A 21,969-nucleotide genomic window follows, 5' to 3' on the forward strand; every position below is an offset into this window, starting at 1 on the left:
GCGGGGAACACCCCAGCCATACGGGAGGCTCTAAAATTAATGCCAGATTTGGATAAGTTTCTGTGTAACTCGTTGCTAGGTTGGCTAGTTATTCAAGTAATTCTCACCCTAGTATATTTACTGTCTTTATACTCCAATCAAAAAAACTTGTTACCAGATGAACAGTTACCCAAAACTGCAATAATCCTCTGTTTGCGTGGAGCCGATCCCTACCTCAATCAATGTTTACGGGCGCTGTTGCGACAAAATTATCCCCAATATGAGCTAAAGATTGTTGTCGATCATCAAGACGATCCAGCTTGGAATGTTGCTGTTGATACAGTACAAGCGCTAGGAGTAACTAATGTTGAAATTAGTCCTTTGCGCAATATCCGCAATAATTGTAGTCTCAAGTGCAGTTCTTTAGTTCAAGCTGTCTCAGAATTGGATGACTCTTATAAAGTCGTTGCTTTGGCGGATAGCCATACTGTAGTTCATCCTAATTGGCTGCGAGAATTAGTCAATCCCCTAGCCAATCCCAAAGTCGGTGCAACTACTGGTAGCTGTTGGTACTTACCTAAAGGTAAAGATTGGTGGTCTTTAATACCTTATGTAGCTAATGTATCCTTAGTTATCCAGAAATATCTGTTTGGGATGCCTTGGGGCGGAAGTTTGGCAATAAAAACCGAAGTAATTCAGCAAACAGGACTATTAAATAAGTGGAGTCTCGCCCTGTGCGAAGATATTTTGATTGGTAGCGTCTTACGCAAACATAAGCTGCGGGTAAAGTTTGTCCCTTGCTTATTTATGGTAAATCGGGAAGAAAGCGATTTACCGAGTTTAAGAAACCAAATTCAGCGTCAATTAATTTCTTCTCGACTGTATCATCCCCAGCCTTCAGCAATTATTGGCGATACCATTTCCAGTATTTTAATACCTACTTTGGTGTTAATGTCTTTGCTCTGGGCATCCTTTATTGGACAATGGGAAAATTTTAATTTTTTATTGGGGTGTTACGTCAGCTATACCGTAGGATTACTATGGCTAATGTTAATTTTAGAGCATGGCGTACAGCAAATGACGCGCGATCGCCTGCAACCCATCGTCCCCATTACCTTCACCACAATCCTCAAATTATTAATTAGCATTCCCCTAACTCAATGGATCTATGGGTTAGGGCTATTGTCTACTTTGAGCATGACCACAATTACATGGCGCGGTGTCAATTATCGCATATTTAGCGCCTGGAATATTCGCCTAGAGGAGTATAAGCCCTTTCGCCGGAGTTGAGGAGGCAAATTGTAGAGACGCGATTCATCGCGTCTGCCCAATGCCCACTCGCCCTGAGCGAAGCCGAAGGGATGCCCAATGCCCAATGCCCCATGCGCCTCTGCGTAAAAAATCCTGCGTAAATCCGCAAATCAAAACCAGCAATTTTCTTAAAAAGATCCTTATATCATGAAAAAACAACCCCTCCGGATTGCCTTATTCACCGGATTATACGCCCCCTTTCTCACAGGCGTTTCCGTCGCCGTCCATCAGCGCGTTCGCTGGTTACTCCAGCAAGGACATGAAGTTTTTCTCATCCACCCAGAAATTAACGATAAATATCCCAAACAAGTAGGGAATCGTCCCATGCCAGGATTAGAAGAGTTACAGACATATCCTAACTTTTCTTCCTACGCCTTCCCCACCGAACCGCTAATTTTCTATAAATCTCTACCCCAACCCTTAAATTACAAACACTGGAGCGATACTAAATTACTCCTCAACTTCCAACCTGATATCATCGTCGTGGAAGAATCAGCCCAGATGCGAGGAGCTTACTCAGCCTTTTTACAAGGTTACGGTCGTGCAGTAGGAGTAAAATACGCCAAGCAAACAGGTACTCCTATTATCTCCGTATTCCATACAGATATCGTTGCTTATATCAAATATTACTTAGGAAGTTTCTTCTTTAACTTACTGCGTCCCATTATTCCCCTAATAGTGAAGCAAGTCAGCGATGCTTATACTGTTAACTTATTTTCATCCAGGGAACAGTTAATTAAGTACGAAAAATTGCAATGTCAGCGTAGCGAATACGTTCCTTATCAAGGTATTGATTGCGAAAAATTCCATCCCCGGAATATTTCTTACAACCCCATTCCCAACGATAACAGACCTACTTTATTATTTGTTGGGCGCATCACCGCCGAAAAGAATGTTACTCAATTAATCGATGCATTCCCTTTAATTGCTGCCAAAATTCCTGACGTACATTTAGTAATTGTCGGTAGCGGCCCCTCAGACGAACAAATTCGTCAACTTGCCCAAAAGTATAAATCGGGAATTACAATTTGGGGAGAATCTCACGGTACAGAATTGTTAGGCTGGTTTGCTAGAGCCGATGTATTTATTAACCCTTCTGTTACCGAAAACTTCTGTACCACAAATAATGAAGCATTAGCTTCTGGTACTCCTGTAGTTGCAGCCTTTGCACCATCAACAGCAGAACAAGTTACTCCCGGACACAACGGCTTTTTAGCTCAACCAAATAACCCCGTAGATTTTGCCAATAAAGTTATTGAAATTCTGCAAAATCCCGAACTCAAAGCCACAATGAGTCAGAATGCTCGCCCATCAATTTTAGAATATGATTGGTCAGCTTGTATGGAAAAGTTTGAAGAAAAGCTTTATCAACTTGTGACTTTATCAACCAAAGCAACAGCAAACATTAAATAAAGCGATCGCTTTTCTGATTTTATCTAAGTAGGTAGTTGGAATTAAATATAAGATGGACGTAGGTTGGGTTGAGGAACGAAACCCAACACCCGCATGGGTTACGCTATCGCTAACCCATCCTACAAATAATTATGTCTCCCTACTTAGCTCCCATGCTCTGCGTAGAAGCTAAAATCGTGAGACTTCGCCTCAATTTATCAGCAGACAAGGCGAAGCATCACGAATATGTATTTTCAGCATGAGGTATGCAGGTAGGGGCATGGCACATTGGTGTCAACGTGAAACCCTTTTGGTTGCAAAGTTTTGTCTTCATCCCCAACCCATCGCTTACCCAATAAACCGCCGTCACCCTGGAAGGGTGCGGCTAATCACACGAAGCCCACCTTTGTGGGCTGAATTCTTTAGCCCACGAACGTGGGCTTTGTAACGATAGCCCCAGGCTTTCAGCCTGCGGGCGGTACGTCGGGTAAGCGAGAGAAATTTTTTTATACCAATTAAGGGGGCATAGGTGTCAACTTAAGCTAAAAATAACCTCTGTCTCAGCTTTGTCGCCCGCCTGAGAATGAATTCTCAGGCTAATAGCCCAAGTCTACTAAAGTAGACTCAATATTTTGAAGATATTTAGTCATCTTTAGATGACTTTGCCTATGAGCAAGGAACTTCAGTTCCTTGCGGTAACCAGGTTTCGTATTAAGTTGACACCAATGAATGCAGAATTTATACATTCATAAAGACAAGTGCTTCTTGTAACAACTCTGGTGGCAACTTATCTGGTAAAACTCTCAAAGCATATTCGCGGCATTCTTTATTCTCAATCGTGAAGCGGGCGGCAGCAATGGCTTCCGGCCAAACCTCTGGCCATTGCTCTGCTAAGGCAATCAAGGCATAGGCACGAAATCTTTCATCCTCAATTGCGCGTGCGCCTGTGACTGCTTCTTCTAGTAAATCAGGTGTCAATTTTTCGACTAATCCACTTAAAGCATAGGCGCAACATTCATCATCTCTAACTCTGCAAGCAGCAGTGACTGCTTCTGGTAATACCTCTGGTAGGTACTCTGCTAATTCTCTCAATAACTCAGCGTGATATCTACCATACTCAAGTAAGCGCGTAGCTAAAAGTACTTCTGGCAATACTTCTGGCAGTTTCATGCCTATGGACATCAAGGCATAGGCACGATAAAACGCATCTTTAATTGCGCGTGCAGCTAAAAGTGCTTCTGGCAATAGTTCTGGCAGTTTTTTTGCTAAGACTGTTAAAGCACTGGCGCGATCGCGATGATTTTTAATTGAGCGTGCGGTGGAGAGTATTTCTGGCAATAGTTCTGGCTGCTTTTCTGCTAAAACTATTAAAGTAAAGACGCGATCGCTTTTATTTTTAATTGAGCGGGCAATTTTTACTGCTGTTTGTAAACACTCAGGTGGCAGTTTCTTGGCTAAAGCTCTTAAAGCATTACCGCGTTGATAATCGGACTCAATCTCTTTAGCAGCATTAAGTGCTTCAGGGAACAACTCTGGCGGTAGTTTCTCTGATAAAACTATCAAGACAGTAGCGCGATCGTAATCAGACTGAGTTAAGGCTACGGCGCTGAGTGCTTCTGACAATACCTCTGGCAGTTTTTCTGTTAAGCCATTCAAAGCATAACCGAGAGCATACCCATCTTTAAGCGATCGCGCGGCGGTGACTGTGGCTGCTAACAAATCATTGGGTACTTTTGCTGCGAAAGCATTCAAGGCTTCAGCGCGATATCTCTCTTCCTCAATTAAGCAAATAACTTTAAGTGCTTCAGGTAACAACTCACTAGGTAGTTTTTCTAGTAAAGGAATTAAGGTATAGGCGCGCTCGCAATCATACTCAATGGAGTTTACAGCCGTGAGTGCTTCTGAAAGTGCTGTTATTGTTAAATTTGCTGGCAAATAGTTGACTAACTCAGTCACAGCTTTTACTTTTGGCTGTGGTTCTAAATTTTTTAGTACATAAGCTAATCCTTGTTCTGGTGTCCAGAGATTATTTTTAACCAACGCTAATAGAAATTCTACTGATAAAGTCACTGCCAAATTTTCAACATATACTAAAATTCATTTGCCTAGAAAATAGTCAATTTTGCATGTAGGCTATACCTCAAAATTAACATAACAGTTATGCCACAAAAAGGCGATCGCACATTGCACTCTGCTAAAGAACTATAAGCTAAAGATATATTGAGTTAGCCATCCATCCCATGCAACAGTCAACTCAAGGCGATAACCGTGATTTTATCCGTCAGCTGGCAACTCTAGCGGCTATTATCGGCGCTTTTGTGGTCAATGTCATATCTAACATTTTTCCGCTAAATGGTCTAAGTATTGGGCAAATTTCCAATACTTTGTTTAAAAATGTCTCAATTATCCCTGCTAACTATGCTTTTGCTATTTGGGGATTGATTTACCTTGGTTTATTTGCTTTGGGAATTTACCAATTTCTCCCCAGTCAGAAGGAAGATGCAGATTTACGCAATACAGGATATTTACTGGTAATTGCTTCCATTGCTCAAAGTATTTGGGTATACCTGTTTCTTTCTCGCTTGTTTGTTTTATCAGTTATCGCCATGTTATTAATTTTGCTACCGCTAATTGGTATTTACTTGCGGTTAAATATTGGCAATCAGCATGTCTCTCGGCAGAAAAAATGGTATCTTTATGCACCTATTAGCATTTATCTGGGTTGGATTAGCGTTGCAACTATTGTCAATGTAGCTTGTGCTTTATATTTCCAAAATTGGAACGGATGGGGTATTTCTGCGGAATACTGGACTGTAATTCTGTTAGCGATCGCATCTGCAATTGCGGCTACAATTGTGATTCAGCGTCGAGACATTGCTTATGTGGGTGTAACAGTGTGGGCAATTTTAGCGATCGCTGTCAAGCACTGGAATAACCCTATACTGAGAAATGTAGCAATAGCTTTGGTAATTGCTCTTGTTGTAATTACTATAGTGAAATACGTAAAACAATCCATTAATTAATTTTTTGCGGTGCGTTGCGCTACGCGACAACACACCCTACATAATTTATCTTATTTAAATCAATCAAAATTCACAAATGACCATTGACTATTGACCATTGACAAACTAACTTTGTTGTACAGGAATTTTAATAATAAATTCGCTTCCTTCTCCAGGAGTTGAATTACATTCTAATGTACCGCCATGCTTTTGAGTGATGATTTGATAGCTAATCGCCAAGCCTAAACCTGTACCTTGTCCTACTGCTTTGGTAGTAAAGAAAGGGTCAAAGATGCGGTTTTTTACCTCTTCGGGAATTCCTAAGCCATTATCTGCGATCGCAATTGTTATCTGTTGTGAATTATCGAGAAAAGTACGAATTTTAATTTGCTGAGAATTTGCTTTTTTCTGCTGCGATTCTGGCTGGTTATTATTTGCTTCTAAAGCATCAATTGCATTGAGCAAGATATTCATAAAAACTTGATTCAGTTGTCCTGCATAGCATTCAACAAGAGGTAATTTACCATAATCACGAATTACTTCAATTGCTGGTTGTTCTGGTTTATCGTTTAAACGGTATTGCAAAATCATTAATGTACTTTCAATCCCTTCATGAATATCTACAGCTTTAAATTCTGCTTCATCCATCCGCGAAAAGTTGCGTAATGAAAGCACAATATTGCTAATTCTTTCTGCACCTACTTTCATTGAAGGTAGGAGTTTTTGTAAATCATCAATAATAAAATTTAAGTCGATTGCTTCTGCTATTGCTGCTAATTCTGGATGATTGTCAGGATAAATTTGCTGATAAATATTGATAATTGTCAATAAATTATTTGTATATTCATTCACATAGTTAATATTACCGTAAATAAAATTAATTGGGTTATTAATTTCGTGAGCTATACCCGCAACCATCTGACCCAAACTAGACATTTTTTCACTTTGAATCAGTTGAGTCTGGGTTTGTTTTAATTCAGTCAGAGTTTCCTGAAGTTTGGCTTCTGCTTCTCGGCGCTCAGAAATTTCTTCCAAAAGTTTATTTTTGGTATTTATTAATGATAAATGAACGTTAACACGAGCCAAAACTTCTTCTACATGAATTGGTTTGGTAATGTAGTCTACTGCGCCTAATTGCAATCCTTTAATTTTATTTTCTAATTCAGTCAAAGCAGTCATGAAAATAATTGGAATATCTTTTGTATTGTCGTTAGCTTTCAGTCGAGAACAAGTTTCAAAACCATCAATTCCTGGCATCATGACATCCAGTAAAATTAAGTCTGGTTGAATAGATGGTACTTTTTCTAGTGCCATTTCTCCACTTTTAACTACAGAAACTTGAAATCCTGAATTATGTAATATCTCAAATAAAACGCGGATATTGTTGTTATTATCATCAACAATTAAAATGGAATTTGTTTTACTATTTGACATGATATATATGACTATTTTTCTAGATATGGTTTAATTAAAGCTGCAATTGCTTCAACCTCAAATTCGTCAGCAAGAGCTAATATTTTATTTGTAAAAGCTGCATAATTAGGATCTAAATTCTGAATTCTGGTTGTTTCTGCTTGGATATTGGCAATATCACACATTTGTACGGCTTGATACAAATTTTTCAGTTCTGATGCTGGAGGAATCATCATTTGCACTGGTAAATTTGTTGTCTGTGGTTGGTGAGGTTTAAATTCTGGATCTTGTTCATAAATCCAAGTTAATCGCAAATGATTTTGCAATTGCCAAAATAAATCTTCCATTTGTATAGGCTTAGGCAAAAAATCATTGCAACCAGCATTGAGAGCTTCTTGGCGATGAAAATTAAATACACTTGCAGATGAAACTATGACAATTGTATTTTTAATCTCTGGGTTTTGGCGGATTTCTTGAGTCATAGTTAAACCATCCATCACTGGCATTTTTAAATCTGTAATAATTAGGTCTGGTCTGCATTTTATGGCTTGATTTAATCCTTCCTGACCGTTATAAGCATGAATAATCTCAAAACCAAGGGGTTCTAATAAACTTGCTAACACAGAAAAGTTTTCCCAACGGTCTTCAACAATTAAAATTTTCCTGGTACGACCTGCAAAGCCAATAATAGTTTTTGGAGAATTAAATGTCTGATTAACTGTAGATTCTTCAGATTCACGTAAATTTAATTCAAACCAAAAAATGCTACCTTTATTAGGTTTGCTTTTGACTTGAATACTGCTACCCATGAGATTGATAATTGTTTGACTAATTGCTAACCCTAATCCCGTACCTTCCGCCTGTTGTTCTCTGCTACCAACTTGTTCAAAGGGTAAGAAAATTTTTGTGAGTTGTTCCTCTGTTATACCTACACCTGTATCGCGAATTTGAAAGCGCACGCGAGTAGTGCGAGAATTTAGTTGCCAATTTCCTACCTTGATAACTTGTACTTGTAAACTTACTCCACCATTACTAGTAAATTTAATTGCATTGCCTAAAAGATTAATCAAAACTTGCCGCAAGCGTTTATCATCGGCATAAATAATACTAGGTAATTTGTCAGTTGGTTGATAAGAAAAGCCAATTCTTTTCTGTTGTGCGCGGATTTGACAAATTTCTACTACTTCTTGCAGAAACTTCGGAAAATGAAAATCTTGGGGTTGAAGTTCCATTTTCCGCGCTTCGATTTTAGCTAGATCGAGTACGTCATTAATTAAGGTGAGTAAGTGGGAACCACACTGATAAATAATGCTAATTCCTTTACGTTCTTTATCTGTTAAATTTTGAGAATTTTGCAAAATTTGTGCATAACCTAAAATTCCATTGAGCGGACTACGAAGTTCGTGACTCATATTAGCGAGAAATTCGCTTTTAGCTTGATTAGCACTATCCGCAGCCAGTTTAGCTTCTTGAAGTTCCGCAGTGCGTTCTTCTACCCTTTGTGCTAATTCTTCTTTAGCTTGTCTGAGGTGTTTTTCTGCTATTCTATTTTCGTGAATAACGGCGCAAATGAAGAAAGTTGTTAAGGCGACAACGCAAATAAAAGACTGTAGTAACAGCAAAGATTCATGAATTAATTGGCTAAAAAACGAGCCATAACCATGAGTAGTACTGTAAACTGCGATCGCAGTTACAATAGTCATCAGCAGGGTGGTTTCTCGTTGTCCAAATCTCAATGCTGCACAAATTAACGGCGGAATCAGCATATATTCCAAGGGATACCTACCGGAAAACGCTACGTAACTGATTCCCATTAAGGATAATAACAGCAAAATAAACTCGCTAATCTGCTGCCAATTTAGTGGTGTCTGTTGTTCCGGTTGCTCAAACCAAGTTAAAATTGCTGGGGCGATAATCAGCACGCTAGTAATAGAACCAAAATACCAAATTCGCCAAGCATCTTCATAAGCCTCCCAAGATGTCATTCCATCTAAACATTGAAGGCTAATCCCCAAGGTAGCGCTGACTAAAGGTGCAAAGGAAATTAGTACCAGAAATTTAAATACATCCGCAGTACGATGAAGTAATTGATAATGTTTAATGCAGCGTTTAATTAAAAAAGCGTTGATTATTGCCTCAATTACACCAACGACAGCAGCCAGAATACCCAATCCAGGATTTTTATAAAACAATAAAATATTGATAATTATTTCACCAAGCAATATTCCCGGTAAGACACGATAACCCCACAGCAAAATAATCGCTACATAAACCCCAGATGAAGGCCAAATAGCTGCAACATTATTCTCATAAGATATAAATACTGCAAATTTAGCCAGACAAAAATGCAGAATGGGAATTGCGATCGCTGCGATCGCGACTGTACGATTTAAAACTAGTCGAGATTTTCTCTTCGTAGAACTTGCTTGCATCGCTTCTCTGTGCTTTTTATTACCACTAACAAGCAGCAACAGATACAATACTGAACTCAGTAATGACCTGATGTGGAGGCGATCGCTTGTAGCATATACTACTTCAGCTATGCCTCAACTTCATATTTCCCAAAAGTTCTACAGTAATAACTTTAATATTGGGCATGGGGCATTGGGCATTGGGCAATTCAATTTTGGATTTTGGATTTGCGATAGCGCAGCGTAAAGCCTTCTCTTCTCCCAAGGGGAGACGCTACGCGAACGAGAGGCTTCGCCAACGGCATAGCTTCGCTTAGAGCGAGTCCGCGAGCGTCTTTTGGATTGGGTTTGAATCTAAAATCTAAAATCTAAAATCTAAAATCTAAAATTCCTTGTCCCCCTTCCCTGCTCCCTGCTCCCTGCTCCCTGCCCCTCTGCCTCTTCATCCGCCATATTCCCAGCAATGCAAGTCCCAGCCAAAGCCGAGTACTGCTAAAGCGGCGACGTAATTGTTGGCTGGTACTAGTTCTAATAAACTCCAGTCTGGCTGCGTCAGTAACTTTGCTGGTTGTGTGGGAGTCAGGGAAATTTCTACTTGTTCTAATTGGGCTATGCCTTCGCCTGTGGCTTTAAGGTAAGCTTCTTTACAAGTCCAATAGCGAAAAAATACTGAAGATTTTTGCTCATCAGGAAGCGATCGCACTAGTTCATATTCTCGTGGTAAAAAGAATCTGTGGGCGAGAGATTCTAAATCTGACAGGGGACGAATGCATTCCAAATCTATCCCTAATTGACGATTTTTACTCACAGCACACAAAGCTAAATTTTGGGAGTGCGATAAATTAAATGCTAAACCACTGTCAGCAAATTTACTTGCTAAAAATGGCTTACCACGTGGTTCGTAATCAAACTGTATTTCTTTAGCTGTCACACCTAAGTAACCACCTAATATTGTCCGTAGGCTACCACGCCCAGCAATGAAGCGTTGACGATGTTCGGGAAAATAAAATCTGTTAGCACGAACTAATTCATCCTCAGAGAGAGATAATGCAAGTTTTTCTAAGATTGATTCTGGTTGTTCGAGGTTAATTCGCCAAATATGGACATCATTCGGCAATAAAGTGAAATCTGCCGGTGTGGGTAGCCATAGATGGTTAGCAAAAGTCATCGAGTTAACGCATTAAAGGATTGGTGAGTTTAGCTATTTTACTGGAGTTTAGACTAGAGAAGCGCGATCGCAATCCGCTTATATATTGCAATACGCTTATATCAAGATTTCATAAAGTTAAGGACAAGATGTAGTGAACTTGTCGTTCTGATGGGATTGCTCATGAATTAGCAAGTATATAATTACACAATGCAACAAAATACAAGAGGTTCAATTATACCTAAGTAACTCCGTATTTATAGTTGCAAAGTAACGCAAATACTCAGTTGTCTATATTGACATGAAAATAAGTTTATCAACATTTATTGCTTCTTCTGCCCTGTCTGCTAGTATGGCCGTGACTGCAATGGTCACTTCTGCACCAGCCCAGGCGTTTCAAGTTACCATCGAACCTACGTTTGGGAGTACTGAGAATACAGGTGCTTCTGCACTGTTGGATTTCAACTTTTCTCAATTCGCAGATAATCAGGTAAAGCTAAATTTAGATATTACCAACACTACTGATGGTAGCAAAGGCTTGAAAGCAACAGAGGCTACTTTAGTTGGGCTAGCATTTGACGCGGATAATTTTGATCCTGGTGCTCCAGTTTCCTTCAATAATTACGATTCAGGTACTAGCGGCTTTACAAAGTTGTGGGTTAAAGGGATCGATACTCCCAGCTTACCACCCTATGGTGACTTCGATGTTGCTATTAGCCCTCCACGCAACACGTTTGCTGGTGGTAATCCCCAAACAGGCTTAACAGCAGGTCAATTTACTACAGTTAGTTTCCTATTTGACACCAGCTTAAGTGCCGATGAGCTTTCTGATGCACTGGAGAAGGGATTTCTCACTCCAGCTTTGCGGATAGCTGGGCGATTCCAACAGGTGAATGCTGGTGGTGGAAGTGATAAAGTTTTGGGTGGTATCATCAAGGGCGGCGAACCAGTACCTGAACCTACTACTATAGCTGCATCACTTTTGGCACTTGGTGGACTTGGTTTGTTTAAGAAGAAATTTCAGCACAAACAAGCTGTCTCGATTAACTAGTCAGCATTGACTAATTGTCTATCAATCTAGGGTTCGTCTACCAACCACATTACTGCTCTTTTCTTTTTTGTTCCAGCTGTGCTTTGTCTATACTCTTTCCCCACACTTTACCTATAATGAACGATCGCGGGTACGCCAATCAAATAACGCTACACAACTAATTGCGCGTATACCCAACAACTGAAACATTTCTCACAAAAAAACTCTATTTAATTCTTCCTAATTGTCAAAAATTGCAATAATAGTACGGGAAGCCTTGTCTGTTATAGCCCTTCAACAAAAAATTGGCATACCTTGCGCACCAGTTAATACTGTTTTATGATAGGGCGGCTTTGAATCGGGAATTGAACTTTGGCGATCGCAACTTCTTAACTAAACAGTGTTAAACAGTCATAGCTCGATGATTTTGTAGTCATCTGAGCCAGATTGTAGGGTGTGTAACATATCAGCTAAAAAAATTCCTGTACTTTAGGGTAGATTTATTTATCCTGGTATCTTAAGCTTTATGTTAGATTTAAAATCTTTTTTATAATCGATCAAGAATTCTTTGTATCTATCAAAGGTTCTTATTTATCCTTAATAAGTAGTAATAATTTTTTAAGAATGCCGAGGATTCTTGTCATAGACGATGACCCAGCAATTTCAGAACTCGTTGCCGTCAACTTGGAAATGGCTGGCTACGATGTTAGTCAAGCAGAAGACGGGATAAAAGGTCAGGCTTTAGCTCTCCAGCTACAACCAGACTTAATTATGCTTGATTTAATGTTGCCCAGGGTAGATGGATTCACCGTTTGCCAACGGCTGCGGCGCGATGAGCGCACAGCTGAGATTCCTGTGTTAATGCTGACTGCTTTAAGTCAAACACAAGATAAGGTGGAAGGCTTCAACGCCGGGGCTGACGACTATTTGACCAAGCCCTTTGAAGTTGAAGAAATGCTGGCTAGAGTCAGGGCGCTATTGCGGCGTACTGACCGTATTCCCCAAGCAGCAAAGCATAGCGAAATTCTCAACTATGGCCCCTTAACTCTTGTTCCCGAAAGATTTGAGGCCATTTGGTTTCATGAGACAGTCAAGCTGACTCACTTGGAATTTGAGTTACTTCATTGCTTGCTCCAGCGCCACGGACAGACAGTTTCTCCCAGCGAAATCCTGCGGGAAGTTTGGGGTTACGATCCAGATGATGACATTGAAACAATTCGAGTCCATATTCGTCACCTCAGAACCAAACTCGAACCAGACCCCCGTCATCCCCGCTATATCAAGACAGTGTATGGTGCTGGATATTGTCTGGAGTTACCAAGCCTCCCTCCCTCTGCTGAAGGAGCTTCAACATCAGTTGTGGAATAAAATCAGGATAAGTTTTCTTCTTGACCTGAGCCATAAATTGGCACTCTGTTCTGTCAAAGTTAGCGAGTGCCAATAGGATACTGCGTCGGAAATTGGTGTCATATAAGCAAATACTGTTTGTAGTTCCGCTCTTCATTTGCTCGCACTAACCATAACTGCTTGTCAGTATTTCAACATTTCCAGGCGCTGATATCCTTTGATACAGCATATTTCAGGTAAATGAGGTACGCGCTTTGGGGCATGGCAGTGCCAGTGCCCCTACAATCAACTATCGTTTCTACCTCACCAACTGGCAATCTGCTGTAACTTGTGTTTATCTAACTAACCCTCTACATCACTCTTTCGAGAAACATCTCCAATCCTGACTTACTCAGATTTTTATCGAGCCATCAAAGTTTGAGCTTTTATGGGGAATATGCTGCTTAAACCTAGAATAAATCTGAGTTTTGCATGAAGGCGATAATTTTTATCTAAGAAAAGTGAAATAAGAGGGTTATTTTTCAGAACTTCTCTCACTGACAAATTTAATTGACACTCCCCGTCCCAATACTACTCGGTTACAGCAGTTTTCACCTATTTGAACTACATCTGTCGTAGGGGCACGGCACCAGTAAAATTATTGTATATATGAGAAGATTGTGCATGACGTGCCCCTACAGTGTGGTCTATTTACCTGAAAATAGCTGTAAGCATAAAAAATAGAAATGTGTAGGTTGGGTTGAGGCTTTGCGAAACCCAACATTTTCCTGGGTTTGTTGGGTTTCGTTCCTCAACCCAACCTACGAATATTCTTCATTGAGCAGTATTCCGGGGTGATCCGCCACTACAATTTGGCATAATTTATTTTTTGAAGTTCGCTTGATGCTCAATTCACAAATTCATCGCGCTGCGCTTTTTTGCTAAACATCCGATAGTAAAGCCAGGTGCTAGTTTCTTTGATAGGAAAAAGTAGATATGTCAAAGGATTTATCGTCACAATAATATTGCGGAAGTCGCGCTTGGCAAAAAACAAAATTGCCCTAGCAACTTGTTGTGCTGACATCACTCCGTAAGGATTGAGTTGACTTTTGAAAGGCCCCAAAATTAACTTGCGAATTATACATTCCCCATCTAACCGCTTGAGGGTGACAATTTCACCTAAAGCGCGTTTGCTCAGTTCATAAAGGGGGCTAAAGGCTGGCGAGACTTCAGCTTCAGAGGTGTTTACCCAAATTTCTTTAGTTGCTTTTGATTGGGGGCCTGTGACAGTGGAGATAAATATATCCATCAACCGCAATGTGGAAAAAGTGTTGACTTCATAGGAGGAATTAATCGCCTCTGGCGTGCGGTTACCATAGACGTTGATTCCATGATTGAGAATCAAAATATCTACTTTTTCTAAACTCTTTTTCAATTCTGCTTCGTTACCTAATTCCCAAGGAATGATTGCGAGTTTATCTTGAGCCTGTAATTTTTCTGGATGAGTAGTTAATGCTAAAACTTTGGCATTATGTTTAAGTAATTCAGTTGCTAATGCTTGTCCTAATGCACCAGAAGCACCAGTCAAAGCGATGGTTTTACCTTTCAAAGATAGCCCCGTTCCTAATATGGTATCGACTAGGGGAAATACACCACTATAATAGGCGTTAACATCATCAAAATGATGACGCCAGTGATAAGAACGATTTACCCACCAAGTAGAGGGAATTGTTTCTAAAGGGCCGGGGAGATGGGTATAATCTGTGTCAATTTTACCTAAGAAATATCGGCGAGAAGCACCATATAAAAAGGTAAAAGCATAAGCTACACCTAGCCAAAAGCCCATTTGGTTAAGTAGTAGAGCAATTAATGTCACAACGACAACTAATATACTGGACTCAACAATATCGTTATATAGCTGGGACTCTTGATATATTTTTGGGGAAACTACCGATAAATCCCGACGATATGCCATGTGATGCTTGTTATGCCATTTACTCATCCAAGTAAACTGGTGACATAAGGCGTGATAGCTATCTCTGACAACCTCAGCCAACAACAGCGAGAATAATCCCCAAAGAGCAAACTGTAAGCAGGTGTTGAGCAAATCCCAATTAATCTGTAATTGGCTTTCAATGTCAGCCCAGCCTTTAGTAAAAAAATTCATCGTAATTTTTTTGTACTCGTTGTCTGTAATCATTCTTCATAATCTAATAAGAACGGTTTCAGGTCGAGTTGTCCAGTAAATAAAAATTAAAATGTAGAGACTTGACTATAAATATAATATATGCATTCTTTCTGAAAAGAATCAGTTAGTGATGATTTGCGCTTAGGTACTTAAAATATATTTTTTAACTCACAAAACTGACCAAAATACCCAAGATTTTTTCTACTGGAGGGATAGTATATTCCAATAATCCAATGGTAACGGTATGATTTTCTAGTTTGAGAAATTTCCAGCGATCGCCTGTTGTCACCGTACCATAAATTACCGGGATAGTGCGATCGCTCTGTTCGTTAAACCTCTGTACAGCAATCATTTCGGCTACACATTGACCTAATCCACTGTTGAGATCTTCTCGTTTGGCTTCGACTACCACTACCGCAGGTGCTTCGATAAATAACTGTTCGGGAGAACGACTGATTAAAAAGTCACAAACACCGCTAAGTCCGATAGAACTATCGATTGTAAAGTCATTCCCCGAAAATAAGCTGATTTGCTGTTGGAGAATTTCTTTTACTTCTAACAAAATCGGACAGATTAGCATTTCTGAGCGGGCTTTTTCTGTATTCAGCGCTAAAGCTAAGGGTAAATATTTTTCCAGAAATGAAGCCAAAAAATTACTAGGTGCAATCGATGGAAGATTATCTATAAATGTTGGTTGCTCTATGATGGTGAGGTGAAAATCTTGTTTGACACGACGAAGTGTAAAGTCACTATAAGGCATACTTTCACCTAAAGGCGATCGCTTGGTTTGGACACGACTAATACCAATTTAAACAATGTTGGCGGCATATCAATATATTCTAGAGGGCATGGCAGTGCCCATTGGTGTCAACTTAAGTTAAAACGCTTACCCCACAAGCGTTTTACCCCTCCCCTTCATCCCCTCCCCGTAAACGGGGAGGGGAGGTTTTGCGTTAGCAAAGCCGGGGTGGGGTAACGCGGAGCTTGATGGTAGGTGATAGAATTAGTTCATCGAGTCTTGGCAAGGGTTTTGCGTTAAGTTGACACCAATGTGCCATGCCCCTACAATCTGTCGCATTATTTGATAAACAAAAGAAGCGCTGAACGGGAAATAACCACATCAGCGCGTTTAGTTGTTTATCTGCCCTAATTACTAAATCCAATCGCGGTAAGCAGAGATTTCATTAACGCTAATCTCAAAGGGCCCGCCTTTACCAAATGGGGGATAGACGCGAATTCTAGCGTTAGTGGTAAACCGTTCTAATCTGTTGCCTAGTTGGGGTATATTGCTGACTATATGCCAATAAGAAACTATATCTGGACAGTCAATAATTAGCATTAAGGTATTGCTATTACTGGTGAGATACCATTGGCAATTAGCTAATAATGTTTGGGTAATGCGATCGCAAGCTTGATAAAAGCATCTACCAATCGATTGCTCTAGCTCCAGATGCAGCATCCCATCCATTTTTGTGACTTCGTTGGGTGGTAAATCGTCTGGAGGCAATAAGGGTAACTTAGACATAATTCCGCACCTCTTGATTGTAGCGCGTCAAACTTTCCAGGTTTTTTTGCACGTTGCAAGATGAGGGTTTAATTGCCAGCGTTCCTAGATTTAATTCATCCTGAAATAATTTGATTCTGTCTCGACAGGTTTGGACATCACCAATAATTGAGTTTTCTAGCAAATAGTCTTCATCAAAACAAATATTGGTGCGATCGAATGTTTTATGTCCAGTAGAACTTTTCTGCATGACAACAGCCGCATTTGCTGTCATTTTTTGGCTAAATTGGCGGATGAAAGGTAACGCTTCTGTGACTGCTTCGTCGTATGTCCTGGCAACATAAAAGAAACGAGCTAGTACTAGGTTTTCGCAACCACTAGAATTTAAGGCTCGGTATTTAGCAACAGTATTCCGCAATCTAGGCAGAGAAAATGGCGGCCCCCCCATTAAACCAAAGGAATGTTTGGCGGCAAACCCTATACCGTCATCATCGCCAGTGGCTACATATACGGGAATTTGGTGTTGCAATGGTTTGGGGTAAACTGTGAGGCGATCGCATTGATAATATTGCCCGTTAAATGATACGTTTGTTTCATATAAAAGCTTTTCAATCAATGCCATTGCCTCTAGCATCTGCGGGCGAGATTCACCCATTGGTGTGGCAAAATGTTTATTTTGTTCGGGAAAAGGCCCGCCTTTGGCAATCCCAAATAACAATCTGCCATTGCACAGGTTATCTAAGGTGGCTATGTCTTCCGCTACCCGAATGGGGTTATGAAACGGGAGTAACACCGCAGCTGTGCCGAGTTTAATTGTGGTGGTTAAGGCGGCTAAATGCCCCATTAACACCAACATTGAGGGGCTAAGATTGGATTCACTAAAATGATGCTCGCTCACCCAAGCTTCTTCAAAGCCTAAGCTTTCCGCCTGTTTTACCAGTGCAACTTGTTCTAAGATGGCACGGCGGGCATCCTGATGATAATTATCGTAATTGCAGAAAAGTCCTGTTTTCATTTTTGTGGGCGATCGCTATTTTAAGATGCAGCAACCCAATGTAACTCTAACCATAAGCGCGGATTGTTCTGCTTTAACGGCGATAACGGATCGCGTAGCAATCGCCCTGCATTCATACACACTACTTGAACTAATCCCATATTATCTGCGATTTCTCTGAGAATTTCTTTTTTGGCTTGTACAAGGGGAAGCATTTCTTCAGAACAATAAATTCCTATGTACTGTAATCGTCTAGCTGGCCTTCCCCAAAAACAGGTAATTACCTTCACATGACAATTAAGAAGTAATTCTCCAACGCTGGGGTAATAGTGATTGACGACTCTGGTAAATTCTTTGGCTAGGATGTCTTCGGCAATCATAGCAATTGATATTTCTGTAGCGTTCATCACGATATTAATATAACATACATTTGTCAGTTAAATGTGACATTTGGTTGTAATTCTTTAGTAAGATTTGTTAATCATTAAATCTTGATTATAAACATACAAAAAGAGTGATATTTACTTAAATATCACTCTTTATAAAAATTATTTACAAATCCAAAGTCAACAATATTTAATGGTCAAAAACTATAACTCTCCAGCCATGAAATAGAAATTTTAAAGAGATTTATATTTATCTGGGAATCTCCCCAAAAAATTGGGGAGCATCCCAATTTTGACGCAATACCCTACAAGGGTATTGCTATACCAACAAAGCCTGCCTTCGCAGGCTATCAAACTTTTAGCCTGCGTTCGTCGAAGACGTTCCCGAAGGGTAGGCAGGCTTCGTATTTCTAGCCCCACCCTTATAGGGTGAGGGCGTTTTTGCACATTTGGGATGCTCCCAAAAATTGTATCTTATTTCTCATTTTTGACCATTGACCATTGACCATTGACCATTGACCATTGACCATTGACCATTGACCATTGTACAGACGCGATTCATCGCGTCTCTTTTATCGAGCATTTCTTTCCGATACTAAAACTTCTGCAACCAAATGCGGTAAATCTATCAGGTCAACATAACCTTCAGAACCGCGAATAGGCGAAATAAATGTGTAATTTGGGTCGCAAGCTCCGGTATCATAGACTTGGATAAACCAGCGATCGGGAAACCCAGGTACACTCAGTTCTACAATGTACCAACTCTCCCCCATCGGGCGAGAATTCACAATTGTAAACCAGTCTCTATCCTGTTCAGAAATATTCCATTCTGCCAAGATAAATTCTAACGCTATTTGTCCGGCATCAGTTGCAGTTAATAGCATGGCTACTCCTTCGTGGAAACTTCCGCTTCAGCATCAGGTTGAGAATTTTCCGAGCCAGTTTCCGGATATAATCCTAATTGCTTGGCTAATTCCCGCCCAATAAAAAACAAGAATTTTGCACTATCTTGATTACCCTCATGGGCAAATACTGTAGCAACTTTCAGTACTGCATAAACAAAATCAGCATCAATTAATTCGGGATTTGCTTCTAAAACTTCTGGCTCTTGACCGTTAGGACATTTAAGTAGCTGATCGATTAAATCAAAATATAAAACTTGACGTTCTTCTGTCATGGTTTCCTTGTGAATTTAATTAGTGTAAATTTACCAAAGCTTACTGCTCAATACTTTGTTGCCACAATCTTTCTAGCATTTCAACTTGTTCTTTAAATACGGCATTACGATAAACAAGATATCTATCGTAAACAATAATTCCTAGCCCCAGACATATAGGGGTAAAAAAGAAAAACCACTCTAGGAATGTTGCTAATTGATATTGTTCGCTAGCAGTCAATTGCTGTGTTTTTAGATTAGTTACAGAGATTTGATTACTGTCTTCAATTGGCGAGGAAGCTATACCCCCTGTTTGGGGAGCCAAGATTTCATTAGCTTTAATATTATTGTTGACTTCACAAGTTAAATTCTGTGCTTTTGCTAACTCTATATGCTTGCCCCAAACCATGCTAAATACTAATAAGGCTGGAGATAAAACAGCTAAAGTAATGACACAGACTGTGAGAACATTTAAAAGCTTAACTTTCATCCTGGTTCTCCCTCTCTAGGTATTATGCACCCAGTTAGACAATAACTTTTGTTATCTACTGACAAAAATAGAACTGATGTGCAAAAAGTTATCAGTTAACAGTTGTGATTTTGCCGTAAGTTTATCCTGAACTATTTACTAAGCGAGGTTAGTTTAAGGCAAACATTAAGTTATAATCATAAATATCGGGAATAGTAGATAGTTGATCAAAAATTAGTATTGTAAAATACTGAAATATGTGAGCTTATGTGATTTTTAATATTGCAATCAAAGCATAAATATTAGTCTCTAATTTTGATAAATAGGGGGTTAAGAAGTCCCCCCTTCATCTCCAGGTTTTGCCTGTTAACGTCGGGGGGTAGAGGGGAATCTCTGCGTAAATCCTATACGATTTATATCAGGCATATCCCTCAATAGCAGTTTAGTTGAGTGCGATCATATTTATTAAAAATATTAAACTTGTACTCAAAGGCTAGAGCTTTGATTTAGCCCATAATGCAAAAATTTTTTAGGGTATGGGTACTAGTATTTTGCAAGGAATGTCCTAGCATTTATGATTTAGGGGTCGGGGATGTTTGTACTCAAGCTCAAACCCAGACTGAGGGCTAATTCAAATATATTTGTTGTGAATGAATGCTAAAAAATTTTGTACTCAAAGAAAATATATTTTTGCACGAAGATATCTCAGAAAGATATAAAAATCAATAAAATTTTATAAAATCATCAATGTGTTATCGACAAACATAAAAAATATCCCCATCAAATATAAAATCAAACAAATATATTAAATTTGGCACTACCAAATTTAAAAAAGATTCCATGTGTTCACCGTTAACAGTCAACAGTCAACGACTGATATTTTTACAATAACTATCTCAATCGATACAGTTTTGTGGTTTAGTAATAGTACAGACCTCATGCAATCACTAACAGTCAAATATCAAGAAAATAGATACAAACTTACTGTTATAAGGAACAAATACCTAAGTTACTACCGGATTTAGAATTTTAGGAGTTATTGAATGCGCATTGCTAAAGATGTAACAGAACTTATTGGTAAAACACCTTTAGTTGAACTTAACAAAATTCCTCAAGCTGAGGGAGCAGTAGCCAGAATTGTTGCTAAACTCGAAGGAATGAACCCAGCCGCTTCAGTTAAAGACCGCATTGGGTTAAATATGGTACTAGCGGCGGAAGCTGATGGCTTGATTGAGCCAGGAAAAACTATTTTAGTTGAGCCAACTTCCGGGAATACAGGCATTGCTTTAGCGATGGTATCAGCAGCGCGGGGCTACAGCCTGATTTTAACCATGCCGGAAACCATGAGCAATGAAAGACGGGCGATGTTACGCGCTTATGGTGCAACTTTGGAATTAACACCAGGCCCCGAAGGGATGCGCGGCGCAATTCGTAAAGCCGAAGAAATTGTGGCTAACACCCCCAATGCATATATGTTGCAACAGTTCCGTAACCAAGCTAACCCCAAAATTCACCGGGAAACTACTGCTGAGGAAATTTGGGCGGATACGGATGGAGAAGTTGATATTGTGATTGCTGGAGTAGGTACTGGCGGAACAATTACCGGAATTGCGGAAGTATTGAAACAACGTAAGCCAACTTTTCAGGCGATCGCAGTTGAACCCAGCAACAGTCCTGTATTATCAGGTGGGGAAGCAGGCCCCCATAAAATTCAGGGGATTGGCGCTGGCTTTGTTCCTGATGTTCTCAAGCTGGAATTAGTAGACGAAGTAATTCGCGTCAGTGATGAACAGGCGATGGTATTTGGAAGACGATTAGCTAAGGAAGAAGGTTTATTATCGGGTATTTCTTCCGGTGCGGCTTTATGTGCAGCGCTTCAGGTAGCTAAACGTCCAGAAAATGCAGGTAAGCTGATTGTGATGATTCAGCCTTCCTTTGGCGAACGTTATCTCAGCACTTTGATGTTCCAAGATTTAACTTTGGAATCGGCTGTAGCGCGTTAGTGACAGGTAAAATTGCGTGAACACAGGCGGGGGAACCCCGCCTTTACGATTGGGATGCTGTGCCAACTATATTCTTATACTGGTTTAACAACTTCATTTTTTTCCCGAATAACTAATTATGGCATTGTCTTGAATTTCAAAGGCGATCGCAAAAAACAAAAAAGCGTAGTTCCATAGCAGCTTGTTGTCAGACTTAGTACTTTTTGAGCAAGTGATTAGCTGAAATTTTTGCGGAAAACACTAAAATAAGTGCGCGAT

The 21,969-nt window shown here is 39.9% G+C and carries 18 protein-coding genes; 6 read left to right on the forward strand and 12 right to left on the reverse strand.

The annotated features are described in order from the left end of the window. The first annotated feature begins 39 nt into the window (after positions 1–39). Positions 40–1,269, forward strand: coding sequence for a glycosyltransferase (locus tag AACW45_RS23455; RefSeq protein WP_190628869.1), 1,230 nt, complete (start codon positions 40–42; stop codon positions 1,267–1,269). Between the two features lie 168 nt (positions 1,270–1,437). Continuing rightward, positions 1,438–2,703 carry a glycosyltransferase gene (locus AACW45_RS23460; RefSeq protein WP_190628871.1) on the forward strand — a complete coding sequence of 422 codons (1,266 nt, stop codon included), beginning with the start codon at positions 1,438–1,440 and terminating at the stop codon, positions 2,701–2,703. Positions 2,704–3,420: 717 nt separating this feature from the next. Here the strand turns inward: AACW45_RS23460 and AACW45_RS23465 are convergent. Then, on the reverse strand, positions 3,421–4,752 hold the full coding sequence (locus AACW45_RS23465; protein WP_190628874.1) for an apoptotic protease-activating factor: 1,332 nt from the start codon (positions 4,750–4,752) through the stop codon (positions 3,421–3,423). A 170-nt stretch (positions 4,753–4,922) separates the two neighbouring features. Between AACW45_RS23465 and AACW45_RS23470 the strand changes: the two genes are divergently transcribed. Next, positions 4,923–5,705: a tryptophan-rich sensory protein gene (locus tag AACW45_RS23470; RefSeq protein ID WP_190628877.1), complete on the forward strand. Its 783-nt coding sequence runs from the start codon at positions 4,923–4,925 to the stop codon at positions 5,703–5,705. 105 nt (positions 5,706–5,810) lie between these two features. On the opposite strand, the gene AACW45_RS23475 is transcribed toward AACW45_RS23470, so the two are convergent. The 3 genes from AACW45_RS23475 to hetI form a co-directional block, all read right to left on the reverse strand. Beyond that, a complete protein-coding gene (locus AACW45_RS23475) occupies positions 5,811–7,118 on the reverse strand; it encodes a hybrid sensor histidine kinase/response regulator (protein ID WP_190628879.1) in 1,308 nt (435 codons plus the stop codon). A gap of 11 nt (positions 7,119–7,129) precedes the next feature. Then, a complete protein-coding gene (locus AACW45_RS23480) occupies positions 7,130–9,529 on the reverse strand; it encodes an MASE1 domain-containing protein (RefSeq protein WP_190628881.1) in 2,400 nt (799 codons plus the stop codon). Positions 9,530–9,950: 421 nt separating this feature from the next. Further along, a complete protein-coding gene (hetI, locus tag AACW45_RS23485) occupies positions 9,951–10,676 on the reverse strand; it encodes a 4'-phosphopantetheinyl transferase HetI (protein WP_190628884.1) in 726 nt (241 codons plus the stop codon). Positions 10,677–10,956: 280 nt separating this feature from the next. Between hetI and AACW45_RS23490 the strand changes: the two genes are divergently transcribed. Both AACW45_RS23490 and AACW45_RS23495 read left to right on the forward strand, forming a co-directional pair. Beyond that, the gene (locus AACW45_RS23490; protein ID WP_190628886.1) at positions 10,957–11,706 is read left to right on the forward strand and encodes a PEP-CTERM sorting domain-containing protein; all 750 of its coding nucleotides are present in this window, start codon (positions 10,957–10,959) and stop codon (positions 11,704–11,706) included. A 603-nt stretch (positions 11,707–12,309) separates the two neighbouring features. After that, on the forward strand, positions 12,310–13,053 hold the full coding sequence (locus AACW45_RS23495; protein WP_096589036.1) for a response regulator transcription factor: 744 nt from the start codon (positions 12,310–12,312) through the stop codon (positions 13,051–13,053). 865 nt (positions 13,054–13,918) lie between these two features. Here the strand turns inward: AACW45_RS23495 and AACW45_RS23500 are convergent. The 8 genes from AACW45_RS23500 to AACW45_RS23535 form a co-directional block, all read right to left on the reverse strand. After that, positions 13,919–15,178 (reverse strand): bifunctional sterol desaturase/short chain dehydrogenase, encoded by a 1,260-nt coding sequence (locus AACW45_RS23500; protein WP_190629246.1) that lies wholly within the window; start codon positions 15,176–15,178, stop codon positions 13,919–13,921. A 184-nt stretch (positions 15,179–15,362) separates the two neighbouring features. Next, positions 15,363–15,959 (reverse strand): hypothetical protein, encoded by a 597-nt coding sequence (locus AACW45_RS23505; protein ID WP_190628889.1) that lies wholly within the window; start codon positions 15,957–15,959, stop codon positions 15,363–15,365. A gap of 393 nt (positions 15,960–16,352) precedes the next feature. Further along, positions 16,353–16,724 (reverse strand): hypothetical protein, encoded by a 372-nt coding sequence (locus tag AACW45_RS23510; protein ID WP_190628891.1) that lies wholly within the window; start codon positions 16,722–16,724, stop codon positions 16,353–16,355. Continuing rightward, positions 16,717–17,718: an LLM class flavin-dependent oxidoreductase gene (locus AACW45_RS23515; RefSeq protein ID WP_190628894.1), complete on the reverse strand. Its 1,002-nt coding sequence runs from the start codon at positions 17,716–17,718 to the stop codon at positions 16,717–16,719. Before AACW45_RS23515 ends, AACW45_RS23510 begins: the two co-directional genes overlap by 8 nt. Positions 17,719–17,738: 20 nt before the next feature. Further along, positions 17,739–18,104 carry a hypothetical protein gene (locus tag AACW45_RS23520; RefSeq protein WP_190552152.1) on the reverse strand — a complete coding sequence of 122 codons (366 nt, stop codon included), beginning with the start codon at positions 18,102–18,104 and terminating at the stop codon, positions 17,739–17,741. A 551-nt stretch (positions 18,105–18,655) separates the two neighbouring features. Further along, positions 18,656–18,967: a hypothetical protein gene (locus AACW45_RS23525; RefSeq protein ID WP_190628896.1), complete on the reverse strand. Its 312-nt coding sequence runs from the start codon at positions 18,965–18,967 to the stop codon at positions 18,656–18,658. 2 nt (positions 18,968–18,969) lie between these two features. Next, complete coding sequence (locus tag AACW45_RS23530; RefSeq protein ID WP_096644287.1) at positions 18,970–19,260, reverse strand: hypothetical protein; 291 nt, start codon at positions 19,258–19,260, stop codon at positions 18,970–18,972. A gap of 40 nt (positions 19,261–19,300) precedes the next feature. Next, positions 19,301–19,729 carry a hypothetical protein gene (locus tag AACW45_RS23535; protein WP_190628898.1) on the reverse strand — a complete coding sequence of 143 codons (429 nt, stop codon included), beginning with the start codon at positions 19,727–19,729 and terminating at the stop codon, positions 19,301–19,303. Between the two features lie 1,022 nt (positions 19,730–20,751). Between AACW45_RS23535 and cysK the strand changes: the two genes are divergently transcribed. Next, positions 20,752–21,711: a cysteine synthase A gene (gene cysK, locus AACW45_RS23540; protein ID WP_190628901.1), complete on the forward strand. Its 960-nt coding sequence runs from the start codon at positions 20,752–20,754 to the stop codon at positions 21,709–21,711. The last annotated feature ends 258 nt before the right edge of the window (positions 21,712–21,969 follow it).

The sequence above is a fragment of the Calothrix sp. FACHB-168 genome (genome assembly GCF_963889195.1).
GTDB lineage: Bacteria > Cyanobacteriota > Cyanobacteriia > Cyanobacteriales > Nostocaceae > Aulosira > Aulosira anomala_A.